The sequence below is a fragment of the Streptomyces sp. NPDC020490 genome (genome assembly GCF_044335305.1).
In the GTDB taxonomy this organism is placed as follows: Bacteria; Actinomycetota; Actinomycetes; order Streptomycetales; family Streptomycetaceae; genus Streptomyces.
On the sequence record NZ_JBIRUY010000026.1, the window covers coordinates 93,139 to 116,228 of the forward strand.

Here is a 23,090-nt window from a genome sequence, read left to right on the forward strand (position 1 = left end):
CCACTCCCTTAGTCCTCGTCGCTGGTGTAATCGTGGTAGAGCTGCTCGGCCAGCGGAATGTTGTCGCGGTACCAGCGCTCCCAGTTTCCGGCCTTGTCACCGCCGATGAGCAGCAGGGCCGAGCGAGCCGGATCGAAGGCGAAGATGATCCGGATTTCGGAGCGTCCACCCGACCCCGGCCTCAGCTCCTTCAGATGATGCAATGCCGAACCCTTCAGCCGGTCCACAAGGGGGCGCCCCAAGGTCGGCCCTGCCTCGCGCAGAGCGGCCACGGCCTGTGCGACCTGGGAGGCCGAGCTCAAATCCTCCTTGATCAGCAGCCTGAACCACTCCGCGTACTCATCGGTGACCTTGATCGCCCAACTCAAGACGACTCCATTCGACACCAGCACCAACCTTAAGAATTTACTTAAGTCCCGGCAAGCGTCGGTCGTGTGCCCTGGACATCGCTCCTCGGCCCGCCCGACACCCACCCCTGACACCAACGACGGCGCGCACCCACAGTTCCGCGCAACTCGCCGTGGCACTGCACCCACCGCCGCAGCATGCCATTTCGCCGGGGTGACCGAACTCCCGAAGCGGGTGTCGCAGGTCCGAACCCTGCCGGGGCACAGACAGAAGGGCCGGCTCAGGAGGGGTTTCCTCTCAGGCTCGCCCTTCAGCGTTTCAGGGGCTGCCACAGACGTGCCACTACGGGCTGATAGATCAGCGCGGCGCGCGAGCTGCTGTGGCCCATGCGGGTCATCAGCTCGCGCTTGCCAGCCCCGGCGGTCGAGGCCAGCGTGTTGCCCGTGTGCCGAAGATCGTGGAAGTGCAGCTCGGCCGTGACGCCCGCACCTTCCGTGCCCTGACCCAGTCGTCCCGGAAGCTGCTCCGCCGTAGTTGCCGCGCCCTGCGGCCCAACAAAGACGTGACCGTCGCGCCCGGGAGCGGCGAAGTGCTCCAGGCGGTGCGTGACCGAGTCGAGGAGTGCAGCCGGGAAGGAGACGGAGCGAACCCCGGCCGCGGATTTCGGCGCCTTGTCGAAGAGCCAGCCGTCCTGCAGCTCGACCCGGCCTCCCCACACACGCCGCAACGACGCGCACAGGGGAAGAGCCGATCACGGCCACTGTCAACCATCAGCTGGGACCGAACCGTCAAGCATCTACCGGGACCGGACAAAGCACCTCATCCCGGTGGGATAAGACCTTCTCTCCATCATCAAGGCGGCTCGCTCCGCTCGCCGCGCGCGGCCCGGCCGGCGCCCGTGCCGCGCTCTACAGCAATCAGCCACCTGAAGTCACAGAAGGGGTACGCCGTGGCTGGGGCGGTCGGCTCCACGGCTTCACACCCGGCTGGCCACCCCCGGCCACTGGAGGCCCCCTTCGGCGGCTTCAAGAAGGGTGGCGTAGGCCGCAACGTCGGCCCCTACGCCCTGCATGCCCATGGGGGGTCCAGACGATCGTCTGGCCGGGCTGAACGGGATCCACAGCCGTGCGCCCGTGCCCGGGAGGCCCCAAGCCTTTACACCAGTCCGGCCTCGGAAAGGCGTTGCCACGCCGTCTGGACGTGGGTCTCCGTGAAGAGGCGCTCTTTCCGGTGATTCCACGCCCTGATGCATGCCGTTACCGATTCGGGGCTTGGCGGAGGCGTCACCAGTTCTTCCGCAGCGAAGAGAACGGTGCTCAAGAGCTCCATGCCGAACGCGTCTTCGAAACCCGCTGTCAGAGTTGCGAACCTGGTCGCGACTGCTTCGAACTCTGGGTACTGTTTCAAGAACTGCTCAGCTTCGTTGACGGAGTCCTTATTGAGCTCCAGAACTGCCTGGGCTCCGCTGGTGCCGTCGCCGAAACCCGTGACGAAGTGACCTTCCATCGCGGAGACTGCCCTGTCCAGAGGCTGCGAGTACGGGCCGTAGGTACCCTTCTCGAACTGAAGCCCCAGAGTCAGGTTAAGCTTCTGCAGTAGGTAGGCGACTTTGTGCGCTTCCAGGAGTGAAACGCGTGGTTCAAAAGCGAGGCCGCGTGAAATTCCACTTCTGATGAACCGATCGAGCGCAGCGAGAAAAGCTGCGCGTTCACGCGTCATTGCGGGTGCCTGAGTGGCGTTCGGCATCGATGAAGCGTTAGGCGCTCCAGATGGCTCGTAAATGCGGACTTCGACCCCGGGAATAGTCCCTAGAGTTTGAAGGATCATTGGCTCGACGTCACGCCAGGAAAGTCCGCCATTTCCACAACCCAGGGGTGGTACTGCGATGGACTTGATCCCACGCTCGACGATTTCGTCCCGCAGTGCCACCAGTCCCGAGGCGATGTCTTCGATACGGGACGGCGCGCGCCAGTGGCGCTTCGTCGGGAAGTTGACGATGAATCTTGGGCCGCCCACCTGCTCGACCTCGTGTACGTGCATCCGGCCGACCATGACGTCGCCACGATCGCAGGACGCCTTGTAGTCCTTGAAGTTCTCCGGATAGGCCCGCTTGAACTGCAAGGCGATGCCCTTGCCCATGACGCCCACGGTATTGACCGTGTTAACAAGGGCATCGACATCTGCCAGAAGCAGGTTGCCGGTGCCGCGCGTGATCATCGCTGTCCTTCCTTGGGGCTCGTTCGTTACCGCTAGGTCAGTAGTACCACTCAGGTCTGACAGTCACCGGAAGCTCCGCCCCTGCCTCCCGCAGCAGGTGTCGTACTTGCTGAGCGTGGTCATGATCGTAAGTCGCCACCTCATGCACAGCAGTCACGGGCAGATACTCATGCACCAGTAGCTCCGCCATGCGCCGGCGCATGCGATCTCCGTCGTCGGCCGTGTTGTTCCAGTACCGCGCAGCCATGATCTCCCAGTCGACAACGCTCGACATCATGCTCAAGTCGGTGAAGTGCCTGGTGATCGCGTTTGCACAGTTGCCGTCGCTGAATACGTAGGGCCTGTGGGACTCCATGACACCGTCGACGGACGTGACCAGGTAGACGAGTGGAGGCTGCCCGTCCTGGTAGGTGTCCACGCCGCCCCGGTTGATCACGTAGAGCATGGGAGAGCGCGGGGCGAAGTAGAACGGGACGTAGTCAGCTGGACAGCCGTACGGCGGGACAGTGATCTGTCGCGACCGCCGTTCGGCTTTGACCGCCTTGTCTCCGCACTCCTTCAGCACGCCCCCTCGGCTCTGCATGACGGTGTCCGAGACCAACTGCTTCTCGGCGAGGATGTCACGCAGGTTGCGCACGTGCGTGAAGTGGAACAGCCGTCGTTCCCCAACGTTCGTCACAAGAGCCGAGTAGACCACATATGCGACTGCCGACGTCAGCTGCTTGCCCGTCAACCATGCCTCACAGCAGTGGACTTGACGGCGACGGCGACGGCGACGGCAACGGCAAAGGTCCGGGCATGGGGGCGACGGGCGTCTACTGCTTTCGTGACCCGCAGGTGTGACCTCGGGGCGACTACATCGATCGGCTCAGTGGCCAGGCGGACCAGCCGCGGATCCCTCCTCGGATCTGGTGCGCACTCCAGGGCAAGTGCGGTTGCAGAGATGCTTCGTGCCCCGGCCTCGGGGGGTCGGCACCGCGAGGCGGACGCACGAGACGGCGCCCCCTCGGACGGCGAACCTGTCGAGCGGGCCGCCGCACGGGTCACGCTGGGGCACAGACCCGATATCAACGACAGCGGACAGCAGCACGTACGGGCGTACCCATGTGGCCGCTTTCTGGCCGACCGGGTCAGTCTTGCCTGGGCAAGAACAAGGCGTGATCGAACTCCTGAGACGCGCATTCTCCAGCAGTAGTTGAGGCTGCAGGGGTTACGCGTCGGCCCATCCGGCAGTGTTCGAGTAGGACTCGTAGGAGTAGCGGGTGCTGCGATCCCACTCCTCACCGGTGATGCGTCTGTATGCCTCGTCTGGCACATAGAGCAGGTTCTCTGCCCAGATGAGATCTGCGGCGTAGGGGACGAAGCGCTGTGGATCGCGGAGCACTGCTTCGTAGGTCTCACGGCCGGCGGCCACGACGGCTGCCCGCGTGTAGAGGAAGGCATCGCTCGACAGGTCGTGCCCGTACTTCTTCCGATCCAGTCGATAGAGCGCCCACGACAGCCGTTCGGCAAACCCGATCACCATTGCCAGTCCCCCTGCAGCCAGACGGTTCGTCAGTGCGGCTGCCAGTTGCTCGGCGTCGGGGTCGGGCATGGGTGGTGCGCAGGCGCCGATGAGCTGCCAGAAGGAGTCCTCGTTCATGCGCAGAGCATGGCGGACGGCTGTGACAGCGGCGGGACGGCGTCTGGCGCCTTCCCGGCGACCCGCGTTTCAGCTCCCCCCAGGCGAGGGTGGCAGATGAAGTGCGACGACTCGATGCCAGGGGGGCACGAGGTGGGTGCGGACGTGTGCCTCGTACTTGTCGAAGGTGCTGGGCTTCCGCCGAGGCTTGATGACGTTGTCGGGCCAGTACGGGAGCCACTCCGACAACTGGGCAGCACAGGAATCTTCTCCTGCTGCCGCTGTTCATCAGTCCAGATCAACCCGCACTGTCAACTGCCCCACCCCGACCCTGCGCACCACCGCGCTGTTGAGCCGGGGCAGGGCGCGCAGGCGGGCGGTGGTGTCGTCGTTGGGCAGGAGGTGGGCCGTGCCGGTGTGCCAGCGGCCCCGGACGCGCACCCGGACCCGCGGGTCGGCCTTGATGTTGCGCACGTACTGGGACCGCTCCCCGAACTCCGACACCAGCCAGAACGCGTCACCGACCCGGCGTCCGCCGACCGGGGTGCGGCGCGGCAGGCCGGAGACGCGGCCCGTGGTCTCCAGCAGGGTCTGGCCCGGCATCCGGCGCATCACGGCGTTGAGCCTGCGCTGGAAGGCGCGGACGGTCCGGTACTTCGTCTCGGCGTCGCGGGGCATGGTTTCCGGATCTCCTCTCATGCGGCGGCGACGGTGTTCTTCAATGTCTCTCGACGAAGACTCGAACGGTTCGCGGCATCGCGAACGTTCCTGTACGAGGGACGGTGCGCCCATGCGGGTCGTGACCTGGAACCTGTGGTGGCGTTTCGGCCCCTGGGCGGAGCGGCGGAAGGCGATCCGTACGGTGCTGCGGGAACTGCGGCCGGACGTGGTGGGACTCCAGGAGGTGTGGGCCGCCGACGGCGAGAACCTCGCCGAGTGGCTGGCCGGTGAGCTCGGCCTGCACTGGACCTGGGCCGCCTCGCCCGCCTCCGACCGCTGGCAGCGGCGCATCGGCCGGACCGGCGTGGAGGTCGGCAACGCGGTGCTCAGCCGCTGGCCGGTCGTGGAGCGCGCGGTGCTGCGGCTGCCGGCCCCCGAGGAGGTCGACGACGGCCGGCTCGCCCTGCACGCCCGGCTGGCCGCCCCCGGCCATGAGGTGCCCTTCTTCACCGTGCACCTGACGTCCGGCCGGGACGCCTCCGCCGTGCGCCGCGAACAGGTCACCGCCCTCGCCCGCTTCGTCGCCGACCACCGCGCCGGCACCGGCTTCCCGCCCGTCGTCACCGGCGACTTCAACGCCCCGCCCGACTCCGCCGAGATCCGCCGCTTCACCGGCCGCGGCAGCGCGCCCGCCGTGCCCGGCCAGGTCTTCACCGACGCCTGGGACCACGCCGACCCCGCCGCCCCCTCCGCGACCTGGGGCGCGGGCAACCCGTACGTCGAGTCCGGTCCCGGCATTCGTATCGACTACGTCCACGTCGGCGCGCCCGTCGGCCCCGACGGCATCGGCGCCGTACGCCACGCGCGGCGGGCCGGCCACGGCCCGGTCGACGGCGTCTGGCCCTCCGATCACGCGGCGGTCGTCGCCGACGTCACCGCCCGGTGACGGGTATCAGGGGAGCGTGGGTCTTCACCGCCCGGAGCAGCGCGGCGAAGGCGGCGGGGCTGGTGGTGAGGACGGGCCGGGGCGGGGTGGCGCGGTCGGTGAGGTGTATGGCAGCCGGGGTGGCGGATATGTGGACGCACGCCTCTCCCTCTTGGCAGTAGGACGACTTCTGCCAGGAGTACGTGGGCATCTCGGCTCCTTCACAGGTTCTGGGCGATGGAATGGATCAGGTCCCGGGACTTCTCCGGGCTGAGGGCGATGTCCTCGACGACGTCGAGGAGGCGTCGGTACTTCTCCAGATGGGCCTCGGCATCCAGCAGCACCGGGCCGTGGAACTGGTCCAACTGCACGGTGTCCAGCGGCGGTACGGGGCCGCACAGGTAGTTGATGGACTGACCCGACCCGGGGAACGCCCCGACGTCGAAGGGCAGTACGCGAAGGGTGATGTGGTCCCGTTCGCTCATGTCGAGCAGGTGCTGAAGCTGGTCACGTGCCACCCGCCGGCCGCCGACCCGCATGTGCAGGGCGGCTTCGTGGATGACCGTGCTGTACGGGTTCGGGTTCTCCCGGAACACGAAGTCCTGGCGCTTGATCCGGTGTGAGACGCGGTGCTCCACCTCGGGCGGGGTGGGAGCGGGGATCGCCTGGCTGAAGATCTCCCGGGCGTGCTCGGCGGTCTGGAGCATGCCGGGGATGTGGGCGGTGAAGGCCGTACGGACGGCTGTCGCGTGGTGCTCCAGCTCGGCGAGAGTGAGGAGACCCGACGGGAGCACCTCGCGGTAGGTGTCCCACCACCAGCCACGTGCCTTCTCCCCGGCCATGTCCGCCAGGGCCTCGATGTAGGGCTGGTTCGTGCACCAGTAGATGTGTGCCATCGCCCGGACACGGTCGGGACTCACCCCGAACCTGGCCGACTCCACGTTGCTGAGTTGACCCGAGCTGGTGCCGAGCATCTGTGCGGCCTCGGTGGAGGTTAGCCCGGCCCGTTCGCGGAGTTTGCGCAGCTCGGTGCCGAGCCGGGCGCGTCGGGCCGTCGGCGCGGGCCTCGGCGTCATGAATCCTCCCCTTGTCGGGCGTACGGCGAGCTTGTCACCCGTACGAGGGAGATGGCGCCGAGATCCTTCGAATTCTCGCAAAGCAGCTTTGCGAGACCCCTATCTTCGTTCTCAGGCGCCCCGCCCGGAAGCGCACCGCGGGACGCCGCGGCAGAGACACCAGGCACCCGTTCAACTCCCCTCAGAGACCGGAGAATTCCGTTGGCCACCGTATCCCCGTCCTGGAACTACACCCTGCATCTTCCGCACGATCCGCGCGCACCGGGAATCGCGCGGGGTGCGCTCAGACTGATTCTGGCCGCGCACGAGATGCCCGAACTCACCCCCACCGCCGAGCTGGTGGCAGCGGAACTGCTGGCCAACTCCCACTGCCACACCAAGGGCCCCTACGCCCTCCGGCTCCGCTGCGCCGAGCCCGGTCGTCTCCGCGTGGCCGTCTGGGACACCGACCCCCGCGTCCCGCCCGGCTTTTCGAACGCGGGCGCCCACTACCCGCACCGGAGGCCGAGCACGGTCGCGGCCTGCCCCTGGTGCGGGCCTGCGCGGACACGTGGGGCGCGACGGTGCTCCGCAGGCCGGACGCATCGAGCGCCGGCAAGCTGCTGTGGGCCGAGTGCGGAGCCGGGACGGCGGCGTGGTGACCAGGGCCATACTGGGAGGCGGAGCGATGCCCGTTCGTCAGGAGCTGATCATGAGCGCACAGCCCGAACACGGCTGGGGAGCGATGCCGCTGCCCGAGATCCGGACCGTGGACGACCTGCGCAGTGCGCTCAGCCGCTATGGCTTTCCCGGTGACCGGGAGCGGTTCGAGGAGGAGCTGGCGGCTGCCATAGGAGCCGCCTCGGCCAACGACTTCGCGGGCGCCGCAGCGGTGGTCCGGTCCTACCGGCACCGGGTCCTGATCAGGAACTCGCCCGAGATCATGACCGCTCTGGAAGACGCGCGAGCCAAAGCGGGCGGCGCGTGAACGGAGTCCCGTTGGAGGAGGCCGAGCCTGCCAGGAAGGCGTTCGGCGACCTGACGGAGGGGGAACGGGACGTCGTCCGGGACGCGCTCGCGACGATCAGCGGTGATCCGGCGGTGGGACGCGAGGTCCCGGGCTGGCGGCCACCGTCCGTGGAATACACGTACACCACACCCCTCGCCCGTGACTCGGCCGAGGCCATCACGGTCGTGTACACGCATACGCCTGGCATGGGAGTGACGGTCGTCTACTACTTCCGTGATCCACAGGTGGTGGACTGAGCCAGGACCCGCGCCCCACCGATGCCGACCGGTCGGTATCGACATCCGGGCCGCGCGCCGGTACAGATACCGCATGCGCATCGCCGTCACGATCTTCCTCACCGACGAGACCATCGTCCCCGTCCGGCTCGCCCGCGAGCTGGAACGGCGCGGCTTCGCCGGGCTGTACCTGCCCGAGCACACCCACATCCCCGTCGAGCGGACCACCCCCTACCCGGCGGGCGGCGAGCTGCCGCCCGAGTACGGGCGCACCCTCGACCCGTTCGTCGCCCTCGGCCAGGCGGCGGCGGTGACCGAGCGCCTCGGCCTGGGCACCGGGATCACGCTGGTCGCCCAGCACGACCCCATCGGCCTGGCCAAGCAGATCGCGACCCTGGACCACCTGTCCGGCGGCCGGTTCACCCTCGGCCTCGGCTTCGGCTGGAACGTCGAGGAGGCCGCCGACCACGGGGTGCAGTGGCGCACGCGGCGGGAGCTGGTGCGCGACCGGATGGCCCTGATGCGGGCCCTGTGGGCGCCGGAACCGACCGCCTACGAGGGGGAGTTCGGCAGCGTGCGGGCCTCCTTCGCGTACCCCAAGCCGGTGCGGGAGCCGCGCGGCCCGGTCACCGGCCCGCGCACGCTCGTCGGCGGGGCGGCCGGCCCGAAGCTGTTCGCGCACATCTGCGAGTACGCCGACGGGTGGCTGCCCATCGGCGGGCGCGGCCTGTCCGAGTCGCTGCCCGCGCTGCGGTCCGCCTGGGCCGACGCCGGCCGCGACCCGGCCGCCCTCCAGGTCGTCCCGTACGCCGTCCACCCCACCCCGGGCAAGCTCGCGCACTACGCGGACCTCGGCATCGAGGAGGTCGTGGTGCAGCTGCCGCCGGCGGGGGAGGCGGAGGTCCTCCGGGCGCTGGACGGGTACGCGGCGCATTTGTGACCGACGGGTACTGCCCCCGCCCCCGCTGAACAGCGAAGGCGCCTCCGTATGCTCGGAGGATGACGACTTCCGCGGCGAACTCGGGAACCGGCCCCACCGAGAACTCCATGCGTCGCGCCCTCAAACGCGCCCGCGACGGCGTCGCCCTCGACGTCTCCGAGGCGGCCGTACTGCTCCAGGCCCGCGGCGAGGCCCTCGAGGACCTCGCCGCGTCGGCCGCCCGGGTCCGCGACGCGGGCCTCGAGGCGGCGGGCCGCCCCGGCGTCATCACGTACTCGAAGAGCGTCTTCGTCCCCCTCACCCGGCTGTGCCGGGACAAGTGCCACTACTGCACCTTCGTCACCGTCCCCGGCAAGCTCCGGCGCGCCGGGCACGGCATGTTCATGTCCCCGGACGAGGTCCTCGACGTCGCCCGCAAGGGCGCCGCCCTCGGCTGCAAGGAAGCCCTGATCACGCTCGGCGACAAGCCCGAGGACCGCTGGCCCGAGGCGCGCGAGTGGCTCGACGCGCACGGCTACGACGACACCATCGCCTACGTCCGCGCGATCTCCATCCGCATCCTGGAGGAGACGGGCCTGCTGCCCCACCTCAACCCCGGCGTGATGACGTGGACCGACCTCCAGCGCCTGAAGCCCGTCGCGCCGAGCATGGGCATGATGCTGGAGACCACGGCGACCCGCCTGTGGTCCGAGCCCGGCGGCCCCCACCACGGCTCCCCGGACAAGGAACCGGCCGTGCGCCTGCGCGTCCTGGAGGACGCCGGCCGCTCGTCCGTCCCCTTCACCTCCGGCGTCCTGATCGGCATCGGCGAGACGTACGAGGAGCGGGCCGAGTCGCTGTTCGCGCTGCGGAAGGTCTCCCGCGCCTACCACGGCATCCAGGAACTGATCATCCAGAACTTCCGCGCCAAGCCGGACACCGCGATGCGCGGCATGCCCGACGCCGAGCTGGACGAACTGGTCGCCACGGTCGCCGTGGCCCGGCACATCATGGGCCCGGCGGCCTGCCTCCAGGCGCCGCCCAACCTGGTCGACGACGAGTACGAGCGCCTCATCGGCGCCGGCATCGACGACTGGGGCGGGGTCAGCCCGCTCACCATCGACCACGTCAACCCCGAACGCCCCTGGCCGCGGATAGAGGAGCTGACCCGGCGCTCCGAGGCGGCCGGATTCCAGCTGCGGGAGCGCCTGTGTGTCTACCCGGAGTTCGTGCGGCGCGGCGAGCCCTGGCTGGACCCGCGGCTGCTCCCGCACGTGCGGGCGCTGGCCGACCCGGAGACGGGACTGGCACGGCCCGAGGCACTCCCGGAGGGGCTGCCGTGGCAGGAACCGGAAGAGGCCTTCGTCTCCTCCGGGCGCACCGACCTGCACACGTCCATCGACACCGAGGGCCGCACCGCCGACCGCCGCGAGGACTTCGACGAGGTGTACGGCGACTGGGGCGCCCTGCGCGAGGCGGCCGCGCCCGGGATGGCGCCGGAGCGCATCGACACCGACGTGCGGGCGGCGCTGGCGACGGCGGCCGACGACCCGACGAAGCTCACGGACGCGGAGGCCCTCGCCCTGCTGCACGCGGACGGTCCCGCGCTGGACGCGCTGTGCCGCGTCGCGGACGACGTGCGCGCCTCGGCGGTCGGCGACGAGGTGACGTACATCGTCACCCGCAACATCAACTTCACCAACGTCTGCTACACCGGCTGCCGCTTCTGCGCCTTCGCGCAGCGCCGCACGGACGCCGACGCCTACACGCTCTCCCTCCAGCAGGTCGCGGACCGGGCGCAGCAGGCGTGGGAGGTGGGCGCGGTGGAGGTCTGCATGCAGGGCGGCATCCACCCGGACCTGCCGGGCACCGCGTACTTCGACATCGCGAAGGCGGTCAAGGAACGGGTCCCGGGCATGCACGTGCACGCCTTCTCCCCGATGGAGGTCGTCAACGGCGCCACCCGGACGGGCCTGTCGATCCGCGAGTGGCTCACGGCCGCGAAGGAGGCCGGCCTCGGCTCGATCCCCGGCACCGCGGCGGAGATCCTCGACGACGAGGTCCGCTGGGTGCTCACCAAGGGCAAGCTGCCGACGGCGACCTGGATCGAGGTGATCACCACGGCGCACGAGCTGGGCATCCGCTCGTCCTCGACGATGATGTACGGGCACGTGGACCAGCCGCGGCACTGGCTCGGCCACCTGCGCACCCTGGCCGGCATCCAGCAGCGCACCGGCGGCTTCACGGAGTTCGTGACGCTCCCCTTCATCCACACCAACGCGCCGGTGTACCTGGCGGGCATCGCCCGCCCCGGCCCGTCGACGCGCGACAACCGCGCGGTCACCGCCATGGCCCGCCTCCTGCTCCACCCCTGGATCCCCAACATCCAGACCAGCTGGGTGAAGCTCGGCGCCGAGGGCGCGGCGGAGATGCTCCGCTCCGGCGCGAACGACCTGGGCGGCACCCTGATGGAGGAGACCATCTCGCGCATGGCGGGCTCGTCCTACGGCTCCTACAAGTCGGTGCGGGACCTGATCGCGGTCGCCGAGGCGGCGGGCCGTCCGGCCCGCCCCCGCACCACGCTGTACGGCGAGGTCCCCGAGGAACGGCAGCGGGCGGCCGCCGCCTCGGACGGCCACCTGCCCGAGCTGCTGCCGGTGCTGGACTGAGACAGCGGGCACCGAAGGGGCCGGTACGATGATCCGACCCTCGTGCGAGGGGGGATCCGTAGCTGAGGAGATGCGTGCCCGTGCCAGCCCCGAAGGTCTGGGTGACCGGTCTGACGGTGGGAGCGATAGCCGTGGTCGCCGCCCTGACCGTACAGGCGGACCGCGGCGCGCATCCGTCGGCCGCGGCGGACGCACGGCCGGCCGCCTCGGCGTCGGCCAGGGCGCACGCCACCGCCAAGCCCACCGCCTCCGCGGCGCCGGCCGCGGTGCCGGACGGCTCCGGCACCGGCCGCCGGATCGTCTACTCCCTCGGCGACAAGCGGGTCTGGCTGGTCGACGCGAGCGACGCGCCGCGCCGCACGTTCGCGGTGTGGCCCGGCACGGTGAGCCCCGCTCCCGGCAGTTACACGGTCGGCGTGCGCACCCGGGGCGTCATCACCGGCTCGGACGGCGTGAAGATCGAGCACATCGTGTACTTCGCCGTGCAGTCCGGCGTCAACATCGCCTTCTCCAACGCGGTGGACGGCTCCTCGCCGCCGCCCGCGTCGGGCGCGCAGACCGGCGGCATCCGGATGCGCACGGCGGACGGCGCGGCCCTGTGGACGTTCGGCTCGGCGGGCACCAAGGTCACGGTCGTCGAGTAGCCTCCCGGCCGCCGGGCGGCAGCTGGATCACCAGCAGCACGACCCCGCTGATCAGGAGCACCCGCGTCGCGGCCGTCAGCCCGTTCCGGTCCTCCGACTGCCACATCGCGAACCACTCCCCGCCGACCGCGACGAACCCGGCGCCGAACAGCAGCATCAGCATCAGCAGACCGTAGGTGGAGATCCGCCGCCCGCGGTCGTGGTCCCGGCGCGCCCAGAACCACGTACCGGCGATCAGGACCAGCGCGGCGGCGGTCTCCCACACGATGATCGCGACGTACACGGCGTCCTGGACCCGCGGGGATTATTCGCTGGCTCCCCTCCGGCAGGGCCCTTACGGTGACCGGACGCGACATCGTCATGGAGAGCCGGATCATGCGTGTGCACTACCCCCGTACGCCGCATCTCCCGTGGTCGCCGGGGGCCGCCGCCGATGACGTACGGGCCGGTGACCTGTCCGGGCTGCGGGACCGCGAGGTCGTGGTCACCGAGAAGCTCGACGGCGAGAACACCACCCTCTACGCCGACGGGCTCCACGCCCGGTCGCTGGATTCGGCGCACCATCCCTCGCGGGCATGGGTGAAAAGCCTGCAGGGGCGGATCGGCGGGAAGATACCGGCGGGCCGGCGGGTGTGCGGGGAGAACCTCTTCGCACGGCACTCGGTCGCGTACGAGGACCTGGAAAGCTGGTTCTACGGGTTCTCCGTCTGGGACGGCGACCGCTGCCTGGACTGGGACCGGACGGTCCGGTTCCTGCGGCGGCTGGGCGTTCCGGCGCCCCCGGTGCTGTGGCGGGGCGTGTTCGACGAGCGGGTGCTGCGGGCGTTGCGGCTGGACACCGAGCGCCAGGAGGGCTACGTCGTGCGTACCGTCGAGGGGTTCCGCCTGCCGGAGTTCGGGCAGCGGGTCGCCAAGTGGGTGCGCGCGGGACACGTACGGACCGGCACGCACTGGATGCACGCCGCCGTCGTGGAGAACGGTCTGGGTCCGAAAGCCGCGCTGTGGACGGTGCGTTCGGGCGGGGCCGTGGATGTGCCGTCCCTGTCGGCCGCGCTGGGCGTCGCCCCGGAGGACCCGCCTGCCGCCGGATCCGCCGTCGCCGACGTGTCCGCGAGGCTCGACGAACTGGGCCGGTACGGTGACGCACGGCTGGCGGGAGTCCTGGCCGCGATGCTGCACGGCACGCCCCGGGTGTCGCTCGCCGTCCGGCTCGCGGGGCCGCTGGGCATGCCCGCCGCACGACGTGCCGCCGACCTGGCCGGACTGTTCCCGCATCTTCAGCGTCCGTACCCGGACAGCGACCGCCGGACCGGCCTGGTACGCCTCTCGCTCGCCGCCGACCTGGGGGTGCTGCACGCGGTGGCAGCGGCGGTCGCGCGGGACGCCGCCGCGCGCGAGCAGGTCGAATGGTCCATGCTGCACGCCGAGGACGCCGGGCTGCTCGGCGAATCGCCGCTGGAGCCGCTGCGGGCCGGACTGCGGGACGCACTCGACGGCCTCGGTCCCGATGCCGCCGACCGGTGCTGGGCGGAGGCCCGGGACGCGTTCGCCAGAGGAGTGATCACCACCGTCGAGGAGGCGGTGGCGGCGAGCTGGCGGTGGCGTTCCGGGGAGTTTCCACGGCTGGTCCATCTCGTCGGGCCGTCCGGCAGCGGCAAGAGCACGTTCGCCGGAAGCCTCGCCGGGACCGACTCGTACATCTGCCTCGACGATCTGCGCCGGGCCCGGGGCGCACGGGCCGACCAGCGGGCCAACGGGGACATCCTGCGGGAGGGCCTGCGGCGGCTCGACTCGGCGCTGGCCGGCCGCGGGACCGTGGTGTGGGACGCCACGTCCCTCAGCCGGCACCAGCGTTCCCTGGTGCACCGGGTGGCACGACGCCGCGACGCCCTGGTCACCCACGTGGTCGCGCTGGTCGACGAGGACGAGCTGGCACGGCGCAACCGGGCACGGGCCCACCCGGTGCCGCCCGAGGTGCTCACCTCCCAGCTGCACCGGTACACCCCGCCCTACCCCGGCGAGGCCCACCGCACCTGGTACATCGGCCCGGGCGGCACGGTCGCCGACACCAGCGGCGCCCTGAACGACGCCGTGGACGGAGGAGAGGCCTGATGCGTACGAGCGACGAGATCTACCACCGGGTCCGCTGGGACCCGCGTTTCGATCCGGCCAGGTTCGTGCTGGGCATCCACCAGCGTGGCGCCGCCCCCGAGCGGATCCCGCTGCCCTCCTTCGTACCCGGTGGCGACATCCCGTGGCACCGGGTGCTGTTCGTCGAGGCGGACGGCGAACTGCTCTGGGACCGCGCCACCGGAGTGGACCGCATCGACACGTCGGACGCCGGCCGGGTGCGCGGTCCACGCCTGCTGCGGGCGCCCTTCTTCACGGCCAGGACGCCCTTCAGGTGGGATCCGGCGACCGGATGGCGCCCCGCCGACGGCACACCGCCGACCACCGCGCGGGGCGCGACGAGCTTCCGCGTCCTCACCTGGAACACGCTGTGGGACCGGTACGACAGCGACCGCATCGAGACCGTCCGCCGCCGCCCCGCCCTGCTCGCCGCCCTCGAGGACGCCGACGCGGACGTCATCGCGCTCCAGGAGGTCGAAGCCGGCCTGCTCACCCTGCTGCTGCGGGCGCCCTGGATCCGCGCCGGCTACACCCTGAGCACGGACCCGGGAGGAAAGGACGTCGACCGCAGCGGGCTGCTGCTGCTCAGCCGGCTGCCCGTACGGGAGGCGGGGTGGCACGAACTCGGTCCGCACAAAGCCGTCACCGCTGTCACCGTGGAGACCGGCGCCGGTCCGCTCGTGGTGGCCACGACCCATCTGAGCAGTGATCACTCCGACAACGGTGCTGCCCGGCGACAGGCCGAACTGGACCGGCTGGCCAAGGGACTCGGCGGCGTGGACGGCGACCTGGTCCTGGTCGGTGACTTCAACGACGGCGGCGACGCACCCGCCACCGCGCTCGGACTGCGGGACGTCTGGACGCAGGTCCATGGCCCCGACGACCGGACGCCCACCTTCGACCCGGGCGTCAATCCGCTGGCCGCACTGTCCTCGCTGTCCGGCCGGGCCTCCCGGCTGGACCGGATCCTCCTGCGCCCGGGGCGGCTGCGAGCGGCCGGGGCCGTCCTGCGGGGTGACTCGCCCACGACGGAAGGTCTCTACGTCTCGGACCACTACGGCGTGGAGGCGGACCTCCAGCCGAGCGCCACCGGGCCCGCGGATGCCCTCGACGCCCGGCCGACCGCCCGCACCGCGCTGGCGTGGATACCGCCCCGGGCGCTGTGGCCGACGCTGCAGGACATCCGGCGGGAGCACGATCCGCAGTTCCACCGCTGGCCGCCGCACGTCAACCTGCTCTTCGGCTTCGTGCCGGAGTCCGACTTCGAGCGAGCCGCCCCGCTGCTGGCCGAAGCGGTGACCGGCATGGCGCCCTTCACCGCCCGGCTGGAGGGGGTGCACACCTTCGAGCACCGGGACGACGCCACCGTCTGGCTCGACCCGGCGGCGGCCGGTCGAACACCGTGGACCAGGCTGCGCCGCGCTCTGGAGGACCGCTTCCCGCGCTGCCGTGGACGCGCCGAGGGCTTCACCCCGCACCTGGCCCTGGGGCGGACCGGGGACCCACAGCGCGCCGCCGCGTCCGCCGCCCGGCTCGGCAGCATGTCGGCACAGGTCGCGGAGCTGGTCCTGCTCTCCCGCCGGGGTGACGAACCGATGCGGCCACGAGCCACGGTCGCCCTGGGGACGGGCGAGGTGCGGTGGCTGCCCGAAAGCCCCGAAAGTTCCGAAAGTCCTGAAGATACCGAAGGTGCCGAAGGTGCCGAAGGTGCCGAAGGTGCCGAAGATACCGAAGGTGCCGAAGGTGCCGAAGGTCTTGGGTCCGCCGTCGCCGAGCCGGTCGCGGAGAGCGATGCTCAGGACGCCCGGGCGCTCGCGATCGTGCGGCGCGTCTCCGGGGCGCTGGGAGAAGGAGTCGTCCACGTCGTCGGGTCACGGCGCATGGGCTGCGCCCTGGCCGGAGCGGACCTGGACCTGGTCGCGGCGCTGCCCGGCAGCGCCGACCTGGCCGCCGTCCGGTCGCGGGTGACCGCCGCGCTGCCCGATGCCACCCGGGTGCGGCAGGTCACCGGCGCTCGCGTACCGGGCCTGCGACTGCACACCGGTGGTCTGGACGTCGACCTGGTGGTCGTGTCCACCGGGACGCTCGATCCCGGCGAAGCGGTGACCCGGCGCGCCACGTTGGGCGAGGCGGCCGCGATCGCCCTGAGCGCGGTCACCGACGCGGACGCGGTACGGGCCGCGGTAGGCGACCGCCACACCGGCTTCGCCCGGCTCGCCAGGCAGGTGAAGGCGTGGGCCGGGGCGCGCGGCCTTGACTCGGCGCCGTTCGGCGGCTTGCCGGGCCTGGCCTGGTCGGTGCTCGCGGCCCGTACGACACGCGAGGCCGAGGGGGCGGCCGCTGCGGACCCGCTCCGCCACTTCTTCGGCACCTGGGCCGCCTGGGACTGGCGGAAACCGGTCGGCCTCACCCCCACCGACACGGGACCGCACGCGCCGGTGGCCCTGACGACCCCCACCGACACGGGACCGCACGCGCCGGTGGCCCTGACGACCCCCACCGACACGGGACCGCACGCGCCAGTGGTCCTGATGACCCCCACCGATCCGGTCCGTAACTGCGCCGGACAAGTCACCGCCGGCTTCCGGGACCTGCTGACGGATGAGCTCTACCGCGCCTGGACCATCCTGGAGAAGGCGGCGGAGACCGGAGAGGACCCCTGGCCCGAGCTGGTGTCACCGCCGCCCCTGCACCGGCGGCACGCGGCCTGGGCGGTGCTGACCGTGGGCCCGAGCCCTGCCGGGGAGTTCGAAGAGACCCTGGGACGCGTCCGGGGGCGCGTGCGAGCGCTGCTCACCGCTCTGGAGGACGCCGGAGCGGCACACGCGTACGCCTGGCCCCGCCCGTTCAGGACGGGCCCGGGGTTCGCGCGGTACGCGATCGGCCTCGGCCCCACCCCGCCCGACGCCGCACGGCTCTCGGAGATCACCGAAGGCTGGGCCGGCGGACTGCGCGGCGTCGACGTCGCATGGGTGGACTGCGGCACCGTACCGACCCTGCGCTGACGGTCACGGGAGCCGGAGCGGGCGGCCGGGAGCGCGGGGTACTGACGGCCTGCCGACGGCCGCCCCGGCCGCTCATCACGCGGCGGTGCGCGGACCGTTGCGCGGCCTCAACCGACCGTTCCCGTTCGATTACAGTGCTGAACCGTACGGGCGGGTAACGGGCGGGGAGGTCTTGGTGGGTGCGACAGCCGGCGCCGTCTGGGGCCGTACCGAACAGCAGGACTTCCGCAGCCGGGTGCGCGGGGCGCTGCTCGGGGCGGCGGTCGGCGACGCGCTGGGCTCGCCCGTCGACCGGCTCGGCATCGAGGAGATCCGCGCGGCGTACGGGCCGGACGGCCTCTTCGACCTCGCCCCCGGCTACGGGCGGCGCGGCGCCGTCACCCACCTCACGCAGCTGACCCTGTTCTCCGTCGACGGGCTGATCCGCGCCCAGGTGCGCCGTGACACCGGCGCCTGGCATCCGCCGACCGACCTGCACCGGGCGTACCTGCGCTGGGCGGCCACCCAGCGCGACTGGGGGCCCGACCTGCGCCGCGAGGAGGACGGCTGGCTGGCGCGGGAGGAATGGCTGTACGCGCGCCGGGCGCCGACCCGGACACTGCTGCTCGGGCTCGGCGACGACCGGATGGGCACGCTGGAGGCGCCGAAGAGCCCGGACGCGCTGGGGCCCGAGGCGGCCGCCCGTTCCACGCCCTTCGGGCTGCTCGTGGGCTGGGAGCCGCAACTGGTCGTGCAGCTCGCCGTGGAGTGCGCCGCGCAGACCCACGGCCATCCGACGGCCTTCCTGGCGGCGGGCGCCTACGCCGTGATCGTGCACGGGCTGGCCCGCGGCGACAGCCTCGACGGGGCGGTGCAGCGGGCGCTCGCGCTGCTGTCCGTGCGGCCGGGGCACCAGCGGGTGTCGGACGCGCTGCAGCACGCGCTGGGCGCGGTTCGCCAGGGCATGCCCGCCCCGGCGCGGGTGGCCGGACTGGCCGCGGACGGCACGGCGGACGGGGTGCTGGCCGCCTCCGTGTACTGCGCGCTGGTCGGGGAGGACGTCCGGCACGGCCTGTGCCTGGCGGTCAACCACGACGGCCCCTCCGGGGCGACCGGCGCCATGACCGGCGGCCTGCTGGGTGCCCTGCACGGCGAGACGGCCCTCCCGCCGGCCTGGCTGGCCGAGCTGGAGGGCCGTCCCACGATCCTGGAGCTGGCGGACGACTTCGCCATGGAGATGACCCAGGGCCCCGCCCTGCACGGCCCGGCCGGCTCGTCCCCCGGCTGGCTGACCCGGTATCCGCGGGCGTAGCCCCCCGGACTGCCTCCCCCCGGCCCGCCGATCCGCCCGCCCCTCGGATCAGTCCTTCACCGCCGTCCTGCTCACCGCGTCCTCGCCCTCGCCCCCGCCCACCGGCGCCGGCACGGCGGCCGCGGTGGCCGCGTCCCCGTCGGAGTTGACGCGGTCGATGATCGCGAGCCGGGCCGGGGTGTCCTCCGGCTTCAGGTAGCCGATGAGGATGTAGAGGACGAGGGAGACCGCGAGCGGCACCGAGACCTGGTACTGCAGCGGCACGCCGCCCTCGACGTTCCAGTTGATCGGGTAGTTGACCAGCCAGAACGCGAGCAGGCCCAGCGCCCAGCTGGTGAGCGCCGCGGTCGGCCCGGAGCGCCGGAAGGGCCGCAGCAGGCCGAGCATCATCGGGATGGCCATGGGGCCCATCAGGCCCGCGACCCACTTGATGACGACGGTGATGATGTCCTTGAACGTCGGCGAGTTGACCTGCGTGGCCGCCGCCATCGACAGTCCGAGGAAGACGACCGTGGCCACGCGGGCCGCGATCAGGCCCGACCGCTCGCTCCACTGCCGGGCCCTGGCCGACAGCACGGGCGCGCAGTCCCGGGTGAACACGGCCGCGATCGCGTTGGCGTCGGAGGAGCACATGGCCATGGTGTGCGAGAAGAAGCCGACGATGACCAGGCCCAGCAGCCCGTGCGGCAGCAGCTGTTCGGTCATCAGGCCGTAGGAGTCGGAGCCGTCCGGCTTCTGCGCGTGCACCAGCAGCGGCGACATCCACATCGGGAAGAACAGCACGACCGGCCAGACCAGCCACAGCGCCGCCGACAGCCGCGCCGACCGCTCGGCCTCGCGTGCGCTGCCCGTCGCCATGTAGCGCTGGGCCTGGTTGAGCATGCCGCCGTTGTACTCGAAGAGCTTGATGAACAGGAAGGCCAGCAGGAACACCGTGCCGTACGGGCCGACCAGCGGCTTTCCGTGGCCGTGCAGGGCGGGTTCGTCCCAGGCGCCGAGGAAGCCGATGCCCTTGTCGTTCAGCTTCAGCACGACCGCGACGAACATCGAGATGCCGGCCAGCAACTGGATGACGAACTGGCCCAGTTCGGTCAGCGCGTCCGCCCACAGGCCGCCGATCGTGCAGTACACGGCGGTGATCGCGCCCGTGATGAGGATGCCCTGGTTCAGGCTGATGCCGGTGAAGACCGACAGCAGCGTCGCGATGGCCGCCCATTTCGCGCCCACGTCCACGATCTTCAGCAGCATCCCGGACCAGGCCAGCGCCTGCTGCGTCTTGAGGTCGTAGCGGTTCTTCAGGTACTCCAGCGGCGAGGCGACGTGCAGCCGTGAGCGCAGCCGGTTGATCCGGGGCGCGAACAGTTTCGAGCCGATGGCGATGCCCAGCGCGATCGGGAAGGACCACGTCACGAAGGACGTCACGCCGTAGGTGTAGGCGATGCCCGCGTAGCCGGTGAACATCACCGCGCTGTAGCCCGACATGTGGTGCGAGATGCCGGACAGCCACCACGGCATCTTCCCGCCCGCGGTGAAGAAGTCGCCGACGCTGTCCACGCGTTTGTGCGACCAGACGCCGATGGCCACCATCACGCCGAAGTAGCCGATGAGCACGGCCCAGTCGAGACTGTTCATGTGCCCCCTTCCAGGGTCCGCCTTGTGAACTCCGCTCAGCTGGTTGGCACTTCGCCTGAGCGGGGTAGGGGCGTGGCAGGCCGCGAGAGGCCGCGAAGTGCCCGCTCATCGTGGGTTCGGTCACGCGGACACGACAAGCGAGTGGAAGGTCAAGAGCGGGCAAAAATGTTCTGCGACTTGACCTGGGTTCACCTATATGAACAATCGATCTTGGCTGGATCCTGACCGGGGAGGGTCCTCAGCGCATCAGCTCCCCGGCGTTGACGAGCAGCGACTGCCCGGTGATCGCCCGTGCCCGGTCGGAGGCCAGGAACACGGCCGCGTCCGCCACGTCCCCGTCCGTCGCGAGGTCGGGCAGCGCCGTCCGCTCCGTCAGCCGGGCCAGCACCTCGTCGTCCGGCACCCCTTCGGCCCGCGCCGTCGACCGCACGAACGCCCGCACCGGCGGGCCCCACATCCAGCCCGGCAGCACGGTGTTGACCCGGATCCGGTACGGGCCGAGTTCGCGGGCGAGCGAGTACATCGCGCTCGTCAGCGCGCCCTTCGAGGCCGCGTACGCCGCCTGCCGCACCTGCGTCGGCGCGGCCACCGACGACTGCGTCCCGATGAACACCACCGAGCCGCCGCGCTCCTTCAGGGCCGGCAGGCACGCCCGCGTCATCCGCAGCGTCCCCAGCAGGTTCACGTCCAGGACGGCCTGCCAGGCCGCGAAGTCGGCGTCCTCGAGTCCACCGAAGTGCCGGTCGAGGGCGGCCACGTGCACGACCGCGTCGATCCGGCCGAACCGCTCCCGCGCGAGCGCCGCCAGCGCCGCGCACTGCGCCTCGTCGGTGACGTCGGCCGCCCGGTACGCCGTGTGCGCCCCGCCCGGATCCACGTCCGCGGCGCTCTCGGCGAGGTTCGCCTCGGTGCGCGCGCCGAGCACGGCGTTCCCGCCGTCGCGCACGACCGCCGCCGCGACCTGACGGCCGAGCCCGGCGCCCACTCCCGACACGACGACGGCCTTGCCCGCGAGCAGTGACATCCGGTGCCTCCCGGGTCCGGCGCCTCATCTGACGGAGCGTCAGAATAGGGGCGTCGGCAGGAGGACGGGAGGGGAGCGCCATGGCCGAGGACACCCGCAGCGACACGTACGCCGAACTGGCCGCTGCGCGTCGACCGACGCTTGTGTCCGGGCCGGCGGCTGCCGACGGGCGGTCGGAGCCCCCAGGGTGCCGGCATCGTTCAAGCACGCCTCTTGCTGCGGGGCGGTGAGCCGATCGCCACCGAGGACGACCTGGCCGCCGCCTTCCACCACGAGGTGATCCCGCTCCTGGAGGACTACTGCCTCGGCCGCGCCGATCTGCTGCACCGCATCCTCGGCAGCCTCGTCGACGCCGACACCGGACGCCCCGCGCTGATGTCGCCCCAGGACCTCGCCGCTGCGCTCGCGACCGAGTTCACCAGCGGCACGCCGGGCCCCGATGCCTGACCGCACCGAAGTCCGGCTCGCGGAGTACGGAGCCGAACTGCTGGGCGCCGACCAGCTCACGCCCCGGGACGTCGAGCGGCTGCGCGCCCTCCAGGCGCGCGGCTGCCTCACCCTGGACCAGGCCCCGGCCGGGTGGCGGCTCAAGGCCGACGCGACCGTCGGAATCCTGGTGCTCGACCGTATCCGCCTGGTCGTCGAGCCGAAGTTCGCCATCCCCGGCGAGCGGCTCATGATCTGGCTCGCCTACGCCCTCGGCACGCCGACGCCTCTCCCGGCGACGGCTCGGCGCTGGGCCACCGGTCCGGAAGGCTATGCCGACCTCGTGGCCGCTGCTCTGCTGGAGCAGTGCGAGCGACTGGTACGGGAGGGGCTGCGCCGGGACCACGTGCGCCGCCAGAGCCTGGAACCGGTCCTGCGGGGACGCCTTGACATCGCGGCCCAGGTGTCCCGGCGATACGGACGCCTCGATCAGCTGCATGTCCGCACCTTCGACCGGGAGGCGGACGTCTGGGACAACCGCGTCCTGGGGACCGCTCTGCGAGCAGCCCGCACCCTGACGACGCAACCCGACCTGGCCCGCGACCTCCACACCATTGCCGACGCTTTCCCGCAGGCCCCGACCCCCGCCGCCGCCCTCCGCGCCCTGGACCGCACCCGGTACACACGCCTGAACGTCCGCTACCGCGCAGCACACACCTGGGCCCGCCTGCTGCTACGAGGAGGAGGCGTGACCGATCTCCTCACCGACGACGGCATGACGGCGGACGGCCTGCTGCTGGCCATGCCCGCCCTCTGGGAGGCCGTCGTCCGGCGTCTGACCACCGAGGCCGCAGCCCCGCATGGCGGACACGCCGTCCCCAGCAGTGGCGCGACGGGCATCACCGTGCGGGGTGACCTCGGCAATACCTCGGCCTTCCGGCCGGATGTCCTGCTCAGCCTCCCCGGGCGTGACTCGGCCGCGCGTACCCTGCTTCCGGTGGACGCCAAGTACAAGCGCTACGACCGCTACGGTGTCGGTGCCGGCGACATCCACCAACTCCTCACCTACGGTGCCGGCTACACCCCGAGCACCGACCCACGCGCAGTGATCGTCCATCCGTCTCCCGGCGGGCACTCCCGCCGAGTCCTCCAGGTCAGTGGAGTGCGGGGCCTGCTCGGGAGCATCCACGTCCTCGGTGTCGACACGCACGCGTCCCCGCAGCAGGCGGCCGCGTGGGTCAGGTCGGCACTGCCCTGGGCGGACCGGTGATCGCCGTTC

21 protein-coding genes and 2 pseudogenes are annotated in these 23,090 nt (G+C 71.4%); 12 read left to right on the forward strand and 11 right to left on the reverse strand.

The window, feature by feature from the left end; all coding sequences use genetic code 11:
• Positions 1 to 8: 8 nt before the first annotated feature.
• The 6 genes from ACH4ZX_RS25605 to ACH4ZX_RS25630 all read right to left on the reverse strand — a co-directional run bounded on the left by ACH4ZX_RS25605 (position 9) and on the right by ACH4ZX_RS25630 (position 4,864).
• Entirely contained in the window at positions 9 to 368 is a 360-nt protein-coding gene (locus tag ACH4ZX_RS25605; protein WP_398277027.1) for a type II toxin-antitoxin system RelE/ParE family toxin, read from the reverse strand.
• A 290-nt stretch (positions 369 to 658) separates the two neighbouring features.
• Entirely contained in the window at positions 659 to 1,066 is a 408-nt protein-coding gene (locus ACH4ZX_RS25610; protein ID WP_398277169.1) for a tyrosine-type recombinase/integrase, read from the reverse strand.
• Positions 1,067 to 1,503: 437 nt separating this feature from the next.
• Positions 1,504 to 2,565 (reverse strand): macro domain-containing protein, encoded by a 1,062-nt coding sequence (locus tag ACH4ZX_RS25615; RefSeq protein ID WP_398277030.1) that lies wholly within the window; start codon positions 2,563 to 2,565, stop codon positions 1,504 to 1,506.
• 37 nt (positions 2,566 to 2,602) lie between these two features.
• Positions 2,603 to 3,298: a DUF4433 domain-containing protein gene (locus tag ACH4ZX_RS25620; protein ID WP_398277033.1), complete on the reverse strand. Its 696-nt coding sequence runs from the start codon at positions 3,296 to 3,298 to the stop codon at positions 2,603 to 2,605.
• Positions 3,299 to 3,775: 477 nt separating this feature from the next.
• Positions 3,776 to 4,207: a DUF4240 domain-containing protein gene (locus ACH4ZX_RS25625; protein WP_398277036.1), complete on the reverse strand. Its 432-nt coding sequence runs from the start codon at positions 4,205 to 4,207 to the stop codon at positions 3,776 to 3,778.
• Positions 4,208 to 4,474: 267 nt separating this feature from the next.
• The gene (locus ACH4ZX_RS25630) at positions 4,475 to 4,864 is read right to left on the reverse strand and encodes a nitroreductase/quinone reductase family protein (protein WP_398277039.1); all 390 of its coding nucleotides are present in this window, start codon (positions 4,862 to 4,864) and stop codon (positions 4,475 to 4,477) included.
• A 112-nt stretch (positions 4,865 to 4,976) separates the two neighbouring features.
• On the opposite strand from ACH4ZX_RS25630, the gene ACH4ZX_RS25635 reads away from it, so the two are divergent.
• Positions 4,977 to 5,792: an endonuclease/exonuclease/phosphatase family protein gene (locus ACH4ZX_RS25635; protein ID WP_398277042.1), complete on the forward strand. Its 816-nt coding sequence runs from the start codon at positions 4,977 to 4,979 to the stop codon at positions 5,790 to 5,792.
• Here ACH4ZX_RS25635 and ACH4ZX_RS25640 read toward each other — a convergent pair.
• Positions 5,779 to 5,982 (reverse strand): DUF397 domain-containing protein, encoded by a 204-nt coding sequence (locus ACH4ZX_RS25640; protein WP_398277045.1) that lies wholly within the window; start codon positions 5,980 to 5,982, stop codon positions 5,779 to 5,781. The two genes, ACH4ZX_RS25635 and ACH4ZX_RS25640, sit on opposite strands and share 14 nt — an antisense overlap.
• Positions 5,983 to 5,992: 10 nt before the next feature.
• Positions 5,993 to 6,847 carry a Scr1 family TA system antitoxin-like transcriptional regulator gene (locus tag ACH4ZX_RS25645; protein ID WP_398277048.1) on the reverse strand — a complete coding sequence of 285 codons (855 nt, stop codon included), beginning with the start codon at positions 6,845 to 6,847 and terminating at the stop codon, positions 5,993 to 5,995.
• Positions 6,848 to 7,048: 201 nt separating this feature from the next.
• Between ACH4ZX_RS25645 and ACH4ZX_RS25650 the strand changes: the two are divergent.
• The 6 genes and pseudogenes from ACH4ZX_RS25650 (at position 7,049) to ACH4ZX_RS25675 (ending at position 12,303) form a co-directional block, all read left to right on the forward strand.
• Positions 7,049 to 7,488 (forward strand): annotated as a pseudogene (locus tag ACH4ZX_RS25650) (ATP-binding protein).
• Positions 7,489 to 7,538: 50 nt separating this feature from the next.
• Positions 7,539 to 7,814, forward strand: a complete 276-nt coding sequence (locus ACH4ZX_RS25655; RefSeq protein WP_398277051.1) for a hypothetical protein — start codon at positions 7,539 to 7,541, stop codon at positions 7,812 to 7,814.
• The gene (locus tag ACH4ZX_RS25660; RefSeq protein WP_398277054.1) at positions 7,811 to 8,092 is read left to right on the forward strand and encodes a hypothetical protein; all 282 of its coding nucleotides are present in this window, start codon (positions 7,811 to 7,813) and stop codon (positions 8,090 to 8,092) included. The genes ACH4ZX_RS25655 and ACH4ZX_RS25660 overlap by 4 nt, the downstream gene beginning before the upstream one ends.
• Positions 8,093 to 8,165: 73 nt before the next feature.
• Positions 8,166 to 9,011, forward strand: coding sequence for an LLM class F420-dependent oxidoreductase (locus ACH4ZX_RS25665; protein WP_398277056.1), 846 nt, complete (start codon positions 8,166 to 8,168; stop codon positions 9,009 to 9,011).
• Positions 9,012 to 9,070: 59 nt separating this feature from the next.
• On the forward strand, positions 9,071 to 11,659 hold the full coding sequence (locus ACH4ZX_RS25670; protein WP_398277059.1) for a bifunctional FO biosynthesis protein CofGH: 2,589 nt from the start codon (positions 9,071 to 9,073) through the stop codon (positions 11,657 to 11,659).
• A gap of 80 nt (positions 11,660 to 11,739) precedes the next feature.
• Positions 11,740 to 12,303 carry a hypothetical protein gene (locus tag ACH4ZX_RS25675; RefSeq protein WP_398277062.1) on the forward strand — a complete coding sequence of 188 codons (564 nt, stop codon included), beginning with the start codon at positions 11,740 to 11,742 and terminating at the stop codon, positions 12,301 to 12,303.
• Here ACH4ZX_RS25675 and ACH4ZX_RS25680 read toward each other — a convergent pair.
• A pseudogene (locus tag ACH4ZX_RS25680) lies at positions 12,287 to 12,607 on the reverse strand (DUF2165 family protein); the annotation flags it as partial. The gene ACH4ZX_RS25675 and the pseudogene ACH4ZX_RS25680 overlap by 17 nt on opposite strands.
• Before the next feature lie 71 nt (positions 12,608 to 12,678).
• On the opposite strand from ACH4ZX_RS25680, the gene ACH4ZX_RS25685 reads away from it, so the two are divergent.
• The 3 genes from ACH4ZX_RS25685 (at position 12,679) to ACH4ZX_RS25695 (ending at position 18,729) form a co-directional block, all read left to right on the forward strand.
• On the forward strand, positions 12,679 to 14,415 hold the full coding sequence (locus tag ACH4ZX_RS25685) for an RNA ligase family protein (protein ID WP_398277172.1): 1,737 nt from the start codon (positions 12,679 to 12,681) through the stop codon (positions 14,413 to 14,415).
• Complete coding sequence (locus tag ACH4ZX_RS25690) at positions 14,415 to 17,438, forward strand: poly(A) polymerase (protein WP_398277065.1); 3,024 nt, start codon at positions 14,415 to 14,417, stop codon at positions 17,436 to 17,438. Before ACH4ZX_RS25685 ends, ACH4ZX_RS25690 begins: the two co-directional genes overlap by 1 nt.
• A gap of 175 nt (positions 17,439 to 17,613) precedes the next feature.
• Positions 17,614 to 18,729: an ADP-ribosylglycohydrolase family protein gene (locus tag ACH4ZX_RS25695; RefSeq protein WP_398277068.1), complete on the forward strand. Its 1,116-nt coding sequence runs from the start codon at positions 17,614 to 17,616 to the stop codon at positions 18,727 to 18,729.
• A 48-nt stretch (positions 18,730 to 18,777) separates the two neighbouring features.
• On the opposite strand, the gene ACH4ZX_RS25700 is transcribed toward ACH4ZX_RS25695, so the two are convergent.
• Positions 18,778 to 20,361: a sodium:solute symporter family protein gene (locus ACH4ZX_RS25700; protein ID WP_398277071.1), complete on the reverse strand. Its 1,584-nt coding sequence runs from the start codon at positions 20,359 to 20,361 to the stop codon at positions 18,778 to 18,780.
• Between the two features lie 238 nt (positions 20,362 to 20,599).
• Positions 20,600 to 21,385 carry an SDR family oxidoreductase gene (locus ACH4ZX_RS25705; RefSeq protein WP_398277074.1) on the reverse strand — a complete coding sequence of 262 codons (786 nt, stop codon included), beginning with the start codon at positions 21,383 to 21,385 and terminating at the stop codon, positions 20,600 to 20,602.
• A 213-nt stretch (positions 21,386 to 21,598) separates the two neighbouring features.
• On the opposite strand from ACH4ZX_RS25705, the gene ACH4ZX_RS25710 reads away from it, so the two are divergent.
• Both ACH4ZX_RS25710 and ACH4ZX_RS25715 read left to right on the forward strand, forming a co-directional pair.
• Positions 21,599 to 21,832 (forward strand): hypothetical protein, encoded by a 234-nt coding sequence (locus ACH4ZX_RS25710; RefSeq protein ID WP_398277077.1) that lies wholly within the window; start codon positions 21,599 to 21,601, stop codon positions 21,830 to 21,832.
• On the forward strand, positions 21,825 to 23,081 hold the full coding sequence (locus ACH4ZX_RS25715) for an McrC family protein (protein WP_398277080.1): 1,257 nt from the start codon (positions 21,825 to 21,827) through the stop codon (positions 23,079 to 23,081). Before ACH4ZX_RS25710 ends, ACH4ZX_RS25715 begins: the two co-directional genes overlap by 8 nt.
• Positions 23,082 to 23,090: the final 9 nt, after the last annotated feature.